This window comes from Capnocytophaga sp. FDAARGOS_737, from assembly GCF_009730375.1.
GTDB lineage: Bacteria > Bacteroidota > Bacteroidia > Flavobacteriales > Flavobacteriaceae > Capnocytophaga > Capnocytophaga leadbetteri.
Map to the genome: position 1 here is coordinate 1,477,987 of NZ_CP046316.1, position 13,643 is coordinate 1,491,629.

The following is a 13,643-nucleotide window of genomic DNA, read 5'->3' on the forward strand; positions in this document are numbered from 1 at the left end:
TTATTTTTTCTTACCTTTTTCAGCTTTAGCAGCATCTTGAGCGGCTTTCATAGCAGCACGAGATACTCTTATCTGGCAAACTACAGTGTTATCTGGGTGCATAATCTTGTAGTTTTCTTGAGGCAACTTGGTGATGTACAAACGGTTACCCATTTCAAGAGCTGAAATATCTACTGGAATAAAGTCAGGAAGATTGTCTGGTAAAGCTTTAATTTTTAGCTTACGATTTACCACACGTAGAGTACCCCCTGCCATAACACCAGGCGAAGTACCTTGTATTTGGATTGGCACTTCTATAGTGATTTCTTTGTTTTTGTTAAGTTGATAGAAATCAATGTGAATGATTTTGTCAGTTACAGGGTCAAACTGAATGTCTTGCAGAATGGCAGTATAACTCTTACCATTTACTTCAATCGTAGCTGTATACACGTTAGGAGTGTACACGATGCCAGCGAATGCTAATTCTGGTGCTGAAAAATGCAGAACATCGTCTCCTCCGTATAATACGCAAGGTACCTGTCCAGCATTACGTAAGGCTTTGCTTGCTGCTTTGCCCACGCTTTCTCTTTGAGATCCTTTGATTGTAATTGATTGCATTTATTTATAAATATTAAGTTACATAATAAATTTCGAACTAATCGCCTCATTGTGATGCACTTTATACATTACATCAGCAAAAAGTTCTGCACAAGAGAGTACTCTTATCTTCTTCGATGGCTGTTTCAGAGGGATAGAATCCGTTACTATCAGTTCCTCCAAAGCCGAATTTTCTATCCGTTCATAAGCATTCCCGCTAAGGATAGGGTGTGTAGCTACCGCCCTCACACTCACAGCACCTCTTTCTTTCATCAGTTGCGCTGCTTTCACCAGTGTGCCAGCTGTATCTACCATATCATCTACTAACACCACATTTCTTCCCTCTACATCGCCTATAAGCTCCATCGTTTCAATAACATTAGCTTGTTTTCTTTGCTTGTAGCAGATTACCACTTCGCTTTTCAAGAATTTAGAGTAAGCATAAGCTCTTTTAGAACCTCCCATATCGGGCGAAGCAATACATAGTTTGTCTAAGTTCAGACTTTCGAGGTAAGGTAGAAAAATACTCGAAGCAAAAAGGTGATCTACAGGGCGTTCAAAAAAACCTTGTATTTGGTCAGCGTGCAAATCCATCGTCATTATGCGGGTAGCACCTGCGGCTTGCAATAAGTTAGCCACCAATTTAGCCCCTATAGGCACACGCGGTTTATCTTTTCTATCTTGGCGTGCCCAACCGAAGTAAGGCATAACCGCTGTGATGTGTCTAGCCGAAGCGCGTTTAGCCGCATCAAGCATCAGCAAAAGCTCCATTAGGTTGTCAGCGTTAGGAAAAGTAGAGCATACTAAAAAAACTCTCGTTCCGCGTATCGACTCTTCAAATGAAGGCTGAAATTCACCATCGCTGTAGTAAGACAGTTTCACTTCGCCAAGAGTAGTACCGTATTTTTCTGCAATTTTTTCAGCCAGCTCTACACTTTTTGAGCAAGCGAAAATCTTAGATGATTTGGGGGCAGGTTCACTAAACATTTTGATTATAAATATTAAAGTGGTAAAACTTCTAATGTTTCAGGCTGCAAAGTTACAAAATAAATAATACACTGCAACACTTTAGCATATTTTTTTTCAAAATTATCATTAGTCCTATACATAAACAAAACAGAAAAATTTTCTTTCATAGGCTTCCCTATACAAAGGATATACGATGAATACAGGAAGAGCGAAGGATAAACGAAGGCTTAGCGTAAAATAAACAACCAATAATCGACCCTAAAACAGAAAAATATACTACCTCCCCTAATTTTAGTAAAATAAATTTGGTAGATAACAGAAAATGTACTACTTTTGTCGCTCTAAGAATTATTATTATTATCACTAATATGAAGTTTGAAACAAAAGCCATACACGGCGTAAGAAACAATGATAAGGGAGAAAACTGGGGAAGCACTATTAATATGGCTTCTACTTTCCCTATCAAAGAATATGGAGCGGAACAAGAGTTTGAATACGGACGCGTATCAAGTCCCACTCGTAAAGATTTTGAAACCCTCATTGCCAAATTAGAAAATGGCAAACACGGCTTCGGTTTTTCTTCTGGTATGGCGGCTACCTCATCTGTCTTCACTATGTTCAAAGCAGGCGACCACTTTATCTTTGGGCTTGACATTTATGGGGGTACCTACCGCATTATGCACGACATTTTCAATAAGTTTGGCTTCGAATCTACTTTCGTTGATACCACCGACCTTAGCCAGATAGAAGCTGCTGTGCGCCCCAATACCAAAGCTATCTTTGTTGAATCACCCTCTAACCCGCTGTTAGATGTAACCGACATACGCGGAGTGGTAGCCATTGCCAAAGCACATAATCTCCTCACCATTGTTGATAATACTTTCTTATCGCCAGTGCTCCAACGTCCTTTAGAGTTGGGAGCTGACATAGTACTACATAGCGCTACTAAGTTCTTAGGTGGCCACAACGACCTTATTGCAGGGGCAGCCGTAGTCAATAGCGATGAGTTAGCAGAAAAGATACTCTTTGCTCAAATAGCTTTGGGCGCTTTAGTCTCTCCTTTTGATAGCTGGCTATTGTTGCGCAGTATGAAAACCCTTAAACTAAGAGTAGAAAAAGCACAAGAAAACGCAATAAAACTCCTCGCTTTCCTCAAAACACACCCCGAGGTAGAAAAAGTATATTACCCTACTGAAGCCCATAACAAAGGCAAAGCCATTCAAGAAGCACAAGCCTCAGGCGGTGGTTCAGTATTCTCTTTTACTGTGAAGAGTGAAACCAAAGCCAAATCTTTCTTAGAGAGTCTAAAAGTAGCACTTTTTGCGGTGAGCCTTGGCGGAGTTGAAACCTTAGTTACTCACCCTAGTTCGCTTACTCATACCGAGTTCCCCGAAGAGGAAAAAGTAGCTCGTGGGGTAACTCGCACACTTATCAGAGTAGCCGTAGGTATTGAAGATGCCGACGACCTTATAGCTGATTTCAAACAAGCCTTAGAACAATAATTTAAGAATTAAACAATAATAAGAACTAATAACTAAATATGAGAGTAGCAGTAGTAGGCGTTACCGGAATGGTAGGTAACGTAATGTTAGAAGTACTAAAAGAACACAATTTTCCTGTAACTGAGCTTATACCTGTAGCTTCTGAAAAGTCTATAGGAAAGAAAATTAATTTCAAAGGGAAAGAATATTCTGTAATTGGCTTAGAGCAAGCCGTATCTCTAAAACCCGATGTAGCCCTATTTTCAGCGGGTGCTTCTGTTTCTAAAGAATGGGCACCGCGCTTTGCTCAAGTAGGCACTACCGTAGTTGATAACTCTTCGGCTTGGCGTATGGACGAGACCAAAAAGCTCGTAATTCCTGAAATCAATGCTGATGTACTTACCAAAGACGACAAGATTATCGCTAACCCTAACTGTTCTACTATACAGATGTTGGTAGCTTTAGCACCATTGCAAGCCAAGTATGGTATCAAACGTATTGTAGTTTCTACCTACCAATCAATTACAGGTACAGGGGTAAAAGCGGTACGCCAATTAGAAAACGAATACAAGGGCGAAAAAGGCGAGATGGCTTATCATTACCCAATTCACCGCAATGCTATTCCTCACTGCGATGTATTTGAAGAAAATGGATATACTAAAGAAGAAATGAAGTTAGTACGCGAGACCAAAAAAATATTACGCGACGATACTATAGCCGTTACAGCTACTGCGGTACGCATACCGGTAGTAGGCGGACATAGTGAGTCAATAAATGTAGAGCTAAAAACCGACTTCTCTATTGACGAAGTACGTGCCCTTCTCGCTAAATCAGCAGGTATAAAGGTACAAGACAATACCGACACTAACACCTATCCTATGCCTATCTACGCGCACGGCAAAGATGAGGTTTTTGTAGGGCGTATCCGCCGTGATGAGTCGCAAGCCAATACACTTAACTTATGGGTAGTAGCCGATAACCTCCGCAAAGGGGCTGCTACTAATACTATACAAATAGCTGAGTACCTCATCGCTCATAAACTACTATAATCTACAAAATGAAATACTCAAAAAAAATAGGCTGCTGATTACATTTCAGCAGCCTATTTTTCATTATTTTATTGCAAATTATAATTTGTAAGTCACTCCAAAGTGGAACCCTATAGACGAATAAGGTGCATCAGGAGCTCCTTTGCCCTCCCAGCTATATTCATCTTCTAAAAGGGGCGAAATCTGATTCGCTAATTGTTTCAATCTTTCTGTTTGAGGAAGAGAAGGTGCTCTTTTAAGCATCTCCATATATCCTTTAAATTCTTGCAATTTCAATTCAGTAGTTGCACCACCTATAGTACGAGAAGCTGAAAAGCTTTCTAACTTTGAAGTCTTGCGAGGCACATTGATATTGAGGTATTCACCTTCTACAAACAAACTTATCTTATCCGTTACATTAAAGCGATACCCTATCCCACCAATAAAGCCAAAAGGTATCTTACCGTGAAAGTTCGTCTGGAAATCAGCTTTCATATTTACAACATCGGTTGGAGAAGCCAACGGATTAAATACACGTAGTGGCAAGTTAGCGTTTAGCTTAGTAGTACTCTCAGTCTTCCCTCCTATTTTGGTTACAGCCCCCGCACGTACATACAGATTATCTGTAATGTTAAACACTGCTGAAAGCGATGCTCCGAAAGCACGCCCGTGAGCAGTCATATCAAGGATTTGGTTTTTGTTAGTGGCTATATCTCCACCGTGTAGATAGCCTAACGCTAGTTCAGCTCCCAAACGTTTAGTGAAGAAATATCCTCCACGCAATTGTGCTTGGTAGCCTTCACCATAACTTCCTTTTAGGTCGCTAACGGCAGCTATATTAGTAGCATCTCTACCTACCACTTTCTGGTTTGACTGAAATCCATACCCACCACTTAGCGATACGTATGCTTGTCCGTGCATTGCTGCGATACCCAATACTACTGCAGCTACACTCAATAACTTTTTTTTCATTCTTATATTTATTACTTATTTACAATTTAACAAATCAGCTATCGCTCAATACGCGCTTTATCTCCCTCTACAACTATAGGACGTTGTATGAGTTGAGGGTGTGCCACCATAGCGGCTATTACTTCTTCATCTGTCAGAGTCTTACCTTGATAAAGCTCTTTCCAGATAGCTTCTTTAGTGCGCACCAAATCTATAGGCTGCATTTGCAGCTTATTAAGCAGTGACTTCAGTTCGTCTGTGGTTACACCTTTTTTAAGGTAATCAATTACCTCGTATTCTTTGTCTGTATTCTTTAAATGCTCCAAAGCACATCGCGACTTGGAGCATTTAGGATTGTGATATATTTGTATCATATTTTAATGTTACTATAATAGTATAATCAATTAGCAAATAACTACCTCCACACCGCGTTTTTCAAGTTCTTCTACAAACTCTGGGTCGGCATTGCTATCAGTGATAAGCATATCAATCTTTTCTACATAGCAAATAAACCCAAATCCGCGTTTGTGTATTTTTGATGAATCGGCAAGGACAATAGTCTTATCTACACGCTCCATCATCTTCTTGTTTAAGTGAGCTTCACCTACGTTAGTAGAGCTTAATCCGTAATCTAAATCGATGCCCTCAATACCCAAGAATAAAGTGGTACAAGAGAAATTACTTAAGGTTTCTTCTGCTAATACCCCAACTGTAGAGGTAGAGTTCTTGCGCACCTCGCCCCCTAAGTGAATTGTATTTACATTAGGATTCTTGCATACCTCTAAAGCAACTCGTAACGAAGGAGTTAATACTGTTAGGTTGCGCAACCCATAAAGCTTCTGTGCCAATAGATGAGCAGTAGACCCTGATGAAAGAATAATAAACTCATTTTCCTTGATATAATCTAAAGCTTTATCAATGATGCGCGTTTTTTCTTCTACATTTAGCGTTTCTTTCTCACTCACTGTTTGATCAAATACATAGCGCATTTGCTTACTTGCTCCCCCGTGTGTGCGGTGTAAATAGCCTTCTTGTTCTAAGAGAGTTAAGTCTTTTCGGATAGTTACTACCGAAACTTTTAGCTTATCGCTTAGCTCACTTACGCTAATATATCTTTTAGTCTCTAAACTCTCTAAAATCTTAGCCTGACGTTCATTTAGTACTCTCATATCTTATCTAATTTTATTATTTTTTCAAAATATCTTTTCTTCAATCATTATTAGCTTATCGCTAAACTAAATGCATTTCTAAAATCTTGTAGTAGTGGGTTGAGCTGTAGCAACCTATTGTATTTCTCTTCAGGAGTTACCAATATACGCTTACTAATCTCTTCATTTACTTGTATTTCTATCTTCAGGTCATAATTGCGCAATTGTTTATGCAAATAAGCTAATAGCTTTGGCTCCATCTCTATTACGTCTGTTTTAGCCGTTTGAGTACCTACCTCTAAGTGTAGTACGGTGCCCTCTAATTGCTTATTGGCTATCTGCAAAATAGATGCCTGCAAGCGTTCGCCTCTGCTCAATAAGTGTTGTATATAGGCTTGCCAATACTGCTGAAAAGCCTCTGAGGTAAAAGGTTCACGAGGTAGCGAATTGGGGTCTATTGTATCTTCTTTTGCCTGCCTTTGGTGCTCAGTCTTCAAGTGTACACTTTTTATTGAAAAGCCCGACACCACTCCCGAACGCTGTGCCTTAGTAATACTAGGGACACTAACTACCGGTGTAGGTGCTGGAGCTGGGGGTGGAGACTGTGCAGCAACAGGAGCAACTTCAACATTAAATAAATAAGCCGGTATTATGAAGCGTCCATCATTTTTTTTTTATCCCCCTCATAGGTCAGTGATGCTAATTGCATCAAGGCGATTTCTACCAATAAACGTTGGTTTTTGCTGTTTCGATAGCTCAAATCGCAATCATTAGCGATGCGTATAGCCTCCATTAAGAATGGCACTGTAGCACGCTCACTCTGCTCTGTATATTTTTTTCGAGTCTCTTCGCCTACCTCCATTAAGCTAATAGTCGCCTGATTTTTGCACACCATCAAATCTCTAAAGTGGCTTGCCAAGCCTGCTATAAAGTGATTACCATCAAAACCTTGCGCTATAACCGTATTGAGCTCAAGCAGTAAATCTGGCAACTTATTATCTAAAATAAGGTCTGTTACCTTAAAATAAACCTCATAGTCTAACACATTCAGTATTTCGGAAGTGGCTTGACGGGTAATCTTATCACCTGAAAAACTCACTACACGGTCGAAAATAGAGAGGGCATCGCGCATAGCTCCGTCAGCCTTTTGGGCAATGATTTGCAGCGCCTCATCTTCAGCCTCAATACCTTGTTGTTCTGCTATATATTTCAAATATTCGCGTATATCACTTATTGTAATACGCTTAAAATCAAATATCTGGCAACGAGACAAGATAGTAGGGATAATCTTATGCTTTTCAGTAGTCGCTAAGATAAAAATAGCGTGCTTGGGGGGCTCTTCTAACGTTTTTAGGAAAGCATTGAAAGCCGCTGTAGAGAGCATATGCACCTCATCGATGATATACACTTTGTAGTTGCCTACTTGGGGAGGGATGCGCACTTGCTCTATGAGCTTTCGTATGTCGTCTACACTATTATTAGAAGCAGCATCGAGTTCAAACACATTGAAAGCAAAGTCGTTATCATCTGTTACCCCACTTTGTTCGTTTATTTTTTTGGCAAGGATACGTGCACAAGTGGTCTTACCCACTCCACGAGGCCCTGTAAATAGGAGCGCTTGTGCTAAGTGGTTGTTTTCGATAGCGTTGAGCAGTGTATTGGTAATAGCCTGCTGCCCCACGACATCTCTAAATGATTGTGGGCGATATTTCCGTGCCGAAACTACAAATTGACTCATTAGTATAAAGTTGTACTAAGGTGAAAAATACGATTTATTTTCTCGTTTGGTAAGTACCAAAAATAAAGTTTGAATCTACTACTTTGTTGCCTTGCCTATTTATTAACACCAAATCATTGATACGGATAAGGTGGTCATAACGCAGCAAGGTATGAGTATTTTCATCATAAATAGCCCTTGTGGTGATAGATACTGTGCCTCCTGTTGCTTCTATCTGAGTAGTTACTATAGGAGAAGCAGGCGGAAAATCTGCACAGAAATAAGAGGTAGTAGGGGCTTGGTCGAACGTACGGTAATACAATTTATAACTATCAGGTATTGAACCACTTACGGTCTTTTCTTTATTTTCGAGTACATTAGCGGGCAACTTAAGTATAAGTGCCTGTTTTTGACTATATTTAAACAAAAAAGACACAGCTGTATCATTGCTAGAGCAAGAAAGTACATCAGAATTATCAAACGAAATAGTTTCAACTTCTAAATCACCATCATTGCAAGCTACTAAGCAAAACCCTATCAGCAGCCCTAATAAAAGTATTTTTCTACTCATTAATCTCAATATTTTTGCAAAGGTACAAAAAAAGATAGAAAAGAAAAGAAAAAAGTGAAAAAAGTTAAATCTTCGCTTATCCTTCGCTTATCCTTCGCTCATCGTTCGCTTTGAATAGCTTGTTCTTATACTACTTTTATAAGGTAAATAGGTATAGCTTCAGCTAATGATTAACTACTAAAAAATTGCTTTTTATAATGATTTTATTATTTTTGCAGCCCGAAATAAACAAGAAACATTTTAAATAAAATAATCTATATGAAAAAACTCTTTTCTTTGCTGATGTTTTGTTGCTTCAACTTTACTACTTTTGCCCAGCAAACTACTGAAGTGCGCGGTCGGGTAACCGACGAAAATAAACAACCTCTTATAGGGGTAGATGTCGTACTGGAAGGCACTTCTATAGGAATTAGCACCAACGACAAAGGTTTTTACGAGCTTCATAATGTGCCTGTAGGCAAACAGACTATAGTGTTTAGCTACCTCGGTTTTAAAACTTTAAAAATACGCACCGATGTAGCTCCTAACCCCAGCGGTACCCACACGCACTTAGATGTACAACTCTCTGAAGAACTGACCGCGCTGCAAGAAGTAGAGGTTATCGGGCGCAAAGAGAGTAGTTATAAAAACACTAACTCTTTTATCGGTACCAAAACAGCCTCTGCGCTGAAAGAAGTGCCTCAATCGGTAGGGTACGTTACCAAAGAGCTCATCTTAGACCAAGGGGCTACTACCGTAAATGAGGTGGTGAAAAACATTAGCGGGGTAAACCAAAACTCTTCGTACAACGACTTTTCTATTCGTGGTTTTCGCGCTACAGGCAACCGCAATTCGGGCAACCTGCTAAACGGTATGCGTGCCCAAACGAGCTTGTGGAAACAGTCTTCGCTTGCTAATATTGAGCGTGTAGAGGTTATCAAAGGCCCTGCCTCTGCTCTTTTTGGCAATGCTGCCCCAGGAGGAGTTATCAACCGCGTAACTAAGAAACCGTTGTTTGAAAACAAAAATAGCATCACCGTGGGGGTAGGTAGCTGGAATACCCTCAAAACTTACGGCGACTTCACTGGCCCTCTAAACCCTAAGAAAACATTACTTTACCGCCTAAACTTAGGTTATGAGAAAACTGACTCTTTCCGCGACTTGCAAGGCTCTGAAAGCATTATTGCTGCCCCTTCGTTCTCTTATATCCCTAACGAGAAAACGCATATCAACGTTGATTTTGTGTATCAGAACTTTAACGGCAAAATAGACCGCGGACAGTCTGTACCTGCTGATGGCAATGTATACTCTACCCCTATCAGCCGCTCGCTAAGTGCTGCTAATGATTTCCTAAAAGAAAACACTCTCAATACTACCATAGCCCTCACTCATAAATTCTCTGACCATATTTCGTTAAACGCTATTTACCTTAACTCTTCTTACAGCGAAGATATGTTAGAGCACACCCAAGCTAACTTATACTACAAGCAAATAGGCAATGGGGCTAACGCTTTTCGCTATGCTGACCCTAACAAAGTGATGATGACTGCTAATCAACGCAAACGGTATTTTGCTAACAATAGCTTCAACACTTACTTCAACTTCAACTTCAATACTGGTATATTGAAGCACAAGCTATTAGTAGGTTATGACTATTTTATTTCAGAACAAAAAGCAGGTTCATCTTCTATTTCGGCACAAGGTTATTTGAGCAAGGATAAAACTAAAGTCGTAAACACCTATACTACTACTGCCAATGTATTGGCAGGCTCAGTATTGACTCCTACTACTAACGTACCTGTATTTGACCTATACGACCCTATAGCAGGCAATGCGTATAAAGACATTAGCAAATACATCTGGAAACAAAACACGCTAAACCCTTATGAGGAATACTCTCACGGGGTATATGTGCAAGAGCAGATAGACATCAGTATTGTGAAGCTACTTGTTGGATTACGCCAAGAGTGGTTCACCGAAACACTAAACAAGGAGACTACTAAAGAGATTAGTCGCCAGACAAGTGCTTTTATACCTCGTGTGGGATTGGTAGTAGAGGCATCGGAGAACATCAATCTTTATTCGACTTGGGTTAAAGGATTTCAGCCACAAGGGGCTAATATACAATCTGACCCTGACCGCTATGGAGGGCCTTTTGATTATATCAAGAGTGAATTATACGAGGTTGGATTGAAGACCGAATGGTTTAACAAACGCCTAAGTGCCACACTAGCCATATTTAAGATTACGCAAGAGAACTCTTTAGAGCAAAGTCCGAAAGCAGGTAAAGCTGATTGGCGCGTGCCAGTAGATGAAGAATCTAATGGATTTGAATTAGACGTAGCTGGACAGATATTGCCTAACTTTAGTGTGGTAGCGAACTATGCTTATACTGATGCTCGTATCGTGAAACTAAAAGAAGAAGGAGCTATTAAAGACCTAAACGTACAACGCCCCAGCACTCCCCGCCACGCGGCTAACCTCTGGACGAAGTATATCTTTGAAAATGGTAGTTTAAAAGGACTCGGAGCAGGTATAGGGGTTAGCTACGCCAGCGAACGCCTAGGACAGGTAGGACGCCGTGCTACCGCTGCTTCTTACCCTGATTATACACTACTCAATGCGGTACTTTATTATAAGGTGAAAGATGTACAGCTACAGCTAAACGTAAATAATGTGCTAAATCGTACTTATTGGATAAGCGGTTATGACAACTTACGCAACTTCCCTGGAGCTCCACGCAACATAAATGCTAGTGTAACTTATAGATTTTAAAAGAAAAAAGCACTCACATTACCCTGAGCTACCCATTGCCTATCATATACCTCATCGGCAAAAGCTTTATCATTAACTACCTGCAACCCTTGAGCTCCGGCTTTAAGGGTTAGCAGGTTGCCGATAGTGGTTTTAGCACTCAACTTGCTTAACAAGGCTTTTACTGTACTTAAAGATAAGTCATTGGCTACTTGCCCTTGAAAAGGCACTTCTAACCATATTATTTCTTTCTTCTCTACATCTAAAACTCCAAACAGCAATCCTTTTTGCAACGGCTGAGTAATACGCACCTGATGGATAACCGTAGAAGGGTCGTAAGCTACCCCCGTGCGCTCAGATACTTTCATCTTATGTTTACTATCCATCCAGCCTACTACTAAATTAGGTGATAGTGCCCCATTAGAATAAGCATTGCACACAAAAGTTACGTACTTAGCTTTCTTTCGGCGCAAGATATTTACATCGATATTGATATACTCGGCAGTACCTACTTTATTAGGAATACTGCGAATATCACCACTATGTTGGCAACCCGTAGCGGTAAGTCTGCCATAATAGCATATATCATTTTTCATTTTGCTTCCTTCTTCAAAGATGATATGGCACGACAAGTCCATATCAAGATGCTGCGCAGGTAGGTCTTTACCCCATTGCATAAAGAGGCGTACCTCATTACCTTCTAAAGGGAATTTAGTGCCCATTAAGGTCGCGTTAAAGTCGTGTATAGTAGTACTTCTATCGCCTATAGGCAAAGGAAAGTGATACAGTTGTTCGTCTATAAATATCGTTTTATGGGGATTGGGGTATGCTGCGAACTTTCGACGTATTACCCACAAGCAAAGCTCTTCTATCGCTGTTTTCATCTGGGCTAATTGTTCCTCGTTATAGCCTAAATTTACCCATTGGTTTTTAGGCACCTCTACATAATCACCCGTAATGATTTTCACAGAACGCGTACCGTGTGGTGTAAAATAAAGATCGGCGTAATTATTGAGGGTAAAAAGCAAGCGCATAGGCACTTGGTCTATTACCTCTTTGAAAGCTGTGATAGTAGCTTCAGTACCTACCCATAACATTGTAGCGAATAGTGAGCGCGCAAACTGAGAAGGACGTTCTTTTAGATACCCCAAAACAGTATCTGTATCTACATTTAGGTAAGCCTGTTGTACCTTGCCTTGCCATACCTCATATTTCTGATGATAGAAAATATCTAACAGCATAGCGAGCTTTTCAAAGCCTTTTTTCTTGCTGTACTCAGCCAAGCGCAAGGCGCGAATAAAGCGTACCCACATCTCGCGCTTGGGGTGCATCAGTTCGCAAGCTTTTTCTGCAGAGAGAGGCAAAGTATTGAGCCAACGCGCCACTCTTGCACATTCTTTACGCGAGTATTTCAAGCGAAGTTCTTCTTTTGCTTCTATCTTTGCTTCTTCATTCTTATTTAAAGGGTAAACAATATGACTGTAGTTTTTAGCATTTTTAGCAATAATTGTTTTAGGAGGTAATAGCTGCAAGAACCTCGTCTTCTTATACCACAAATAACGTAGAATATCGGTAGGAGTGCGAAAACAAGTCCCTGCTGCTACTTCATTGCCTTCTGAAAGAAGATAACTATCCACTACTAAGATAAGGGTTTCTTTCATTTCGATAGTAGTTTTTTTATCTACAGAAAAGTAAGGCAACAAACGTTTGAGCGAATCTACTTGAGTAGCATCTAAAGCTGTTTTAGAAGCCAATAGGTTTTGGTAATAAGCATTTGCGTCTTGTTCGCGCCAAAGGTCGAGGATTTTGAGTTTGCTACCCTGCTCGGTACACTCTATCTTACCTAACTGAAAAGGCGTACCACAAAAAGGACAACCATTATAACGCCACAGCGGAAATGTACCATAAGGAATATAGTGCCCACAAGCTAAAAAGCGCTCGTGTTTAGGCGTAAAATATTCTCTATTATAGTTTTTAATATCGTTTGCCTCATAATAATCATCGTAATCATACCAATAACAAATATAATCATCATTCTTTACCAAATCAGGAAATTGGTTGTAGAAAGCAGTAATGATATGATCTATCGCACTCTCTCCTGTAGGCACTTCCCAATTCTTGATAAGCGGTGCCCAGTTGAGTTTTACATTAAGTATTTGCTTAATAGTGCGCACTACCAATTGGCGATACTCGTTATTAGTACCGTTGATAGCGTGCAAGAGGTCTTCGGTAACACCAAAGCCGTGTTGGCGCAAAGCAGCTACCAATTCCAATGTTCCTGGCTGTATAGCTCTTTGTGCGACCATACTATCAGGTATATAAAGCGCATTTTGCCTAAGCGCAACTTTTAGTAAAGCGGTTGTTTTTTCCATAGTATAAAATAAAAAAGAAAGGTAATCACGGAAGTAATTCTTACCTAAAGAGAAATGAAGTAACTTCCGTTTGACCTTTCTTTATTAATTATAAACA

Annotated in this window: 12 protein-coding genes; 3 read left to right on the forward strand and 9 right to left on the reverse strand. The window is 40.1% G+C overall.

Annotated elements, in window-relative coordinates:
* Nucleotides 1–597 (reverse strand): 50S ribosomal protein L25/general stress protein Ctc, encoded by a 597-nt coding sequence (locus tag FOC45_RS06575; RefSeq protein ID WP_009389805.1) that lies wholly within the window; start codon nt 595–597, stop codon nt 1–3.
* Nucleotides 598–615: 18 nt separating this feature from the next.
* Nucleotides 616–1,563, reverse strand: coding sequence for a ribose-phosphate pyrophosphokinase (locus tag FOC45_RS06580; protein WP_009389804.1), 948 nt, complete (start codon nt 1,561–1,563; stop codon nt 616–618).
* A gap of 350 nt (nt 1,564–1,913) precedes the next feature.
* Here FOC45_RS06580 and FOC45_RS06585 point away from each other — a divergent pair, with 350 nt between their 5' ends.
* Together FOC45_RS06585 and FOC45_RS06590 are read left to right on the forward strand one after the other, a co-directional pair.
* Nucleotides 1,914–3,047, forward strand: coding sequence for a PLP-dependent aspartate aminotransferase family protein (locus tag FOC45_RS06585; protein ID WP_009389802.1), 1,134 nt, complete (start codon nt 1,914–1,916; stop codon nt 3,045–3,047).
* 38 nt (nt 3,048–3,085) lie between these two features.
* Complete coding sequence (locus tag FOC45_RS06590; RefSeq protein WP_009389801.1) at nt 3,086–4,075, forward strand: aspartate-semialdehyde dehydrogenase; 990 nt, start codon at nt 3,086–3,088, stop codon at nt 4,073–4,075.
* A gap of 78 nt (nt 4,076–4,153) precedes the next feature.
* Here the strand turns inward: FOC45_RS06590 and FOC45_RS06595 are convergent, their stop codons facing one another.
* The 6 genes from FOC45_RS06595 to FOC45_RS06620 all read right to left on the reverse strand — a co-directional run bounded on the left by FOC45_RS06595 (nt 4,154) and on the right by FOC45_RS06620 (nt 8,441).
* Nucleotides 4,154–5,026, reverse strand: coding sequence for an outer membrane beta-barrel protein (locus FOC45_RS06595; RefSeq protein WP_009389799.1), 873 nt, complete (start codon nt 5,024–5,026; stop codon nt 4,154–4,156).
* A gap of 38 nt (nt 5,027–5,064) precedes the next feature.
* Entirely contained in the window at nt 5,065–5,379 is a 315-nt protein-coding gene (arsC, locus tag FOC45_RS06600) for an arsenate reductase (glutaredoxin) (RefSeq protein ID WP_009389797.1), read from the reverse strand.
* Between the two features lie 30 nt (nt 5,380–5,409).
* The gene (locus FOC45_RS06605) at nt 5,410–6,174 is read right to left on the reverse strand and encodes a DeoR/GlpR family DNA-binding transcription regulator (protein ID WP_009389795.1); all 765 of its coding nucleotides are present in this window, start codon (nt 6,172–6,174) and stop codon (nt 5,410–5,412) included.
* A 50-nt stretch (nt 6,175–6,224) separates the two neighbouring features.
* Nucleotides 6,225–6,650, reverse strand: coding sequence for a hypothetical protein (locus tag FOC45_RS06610; protein WP_034539617.1), 426 nt, complete (start codon nt 6,648–6,650; stop codon nt 6,225–6,227).
* Nucleotides 6,651–6,802: 152 nt separating this feature from the next.
* The gene (gene dnaX / locus FOC45_RS06615) at nt 6,803–7,891 is read right to left on the reverse strand and encodes a DNA polymerase III subunit gamma/tau (RefSeq protein WP_009389791.1); all 1,089 of its coding nucleotides are present in this window, start codon (nt 7,889–7,891) and stop codon (nt 6,803–6,805) included.
* A 34-nt stretch (nt 7,892–7,925) separates the two neighbouring features.
* Nucleotides 7,926–8,441 carry a hypothetical protein gene (locus FOC45_RS06620; protein WP_009389788.1) on the reverse strand — a complete coding sequence of 172 codons (516 nt, stop codon included), beginning with the start codon at nt 8,439–8,441 and terminating at the stop codon, nt 7,926–7,928.
* Nucleotides 8,442–8,699: 258 nt separating this feature from the next.
* On the opposite strand from FOC45_RS06620, the gene FOC45_RS06625 reads away from it, so the two are divergent.
* Nucleotides 8,700–11,195: a TonB-dependent receptor gene (locus FOC45_RS06625; protein WP_009389786.1), complete on the forward strand. Its 2,496-nt coding sequence runs from the start codon at nt 8,700–8,702 to the stop codon at nt 11,193–11,195.
* On the opposite strand, the gene FOC45_RS06630 is transcribed toward FOC45_RS06625, so the two are convergent.
* Entirely contained in the window at nt 11,192–13,546 is a 2,355-nt protein-coding gene (locus FOC45_RS06630) for a hypothetical protein (RefSeq protein ID WP_009389785.1), read from the reverse strand. The two genes, FOC45_RS06625 and FOC45_RS06630, sit on opposite strands and share 4 nt — an antisense overlap.
* Between the last annotated feature and the right edge of the window lie 97 nt (nt 13,547–13,643).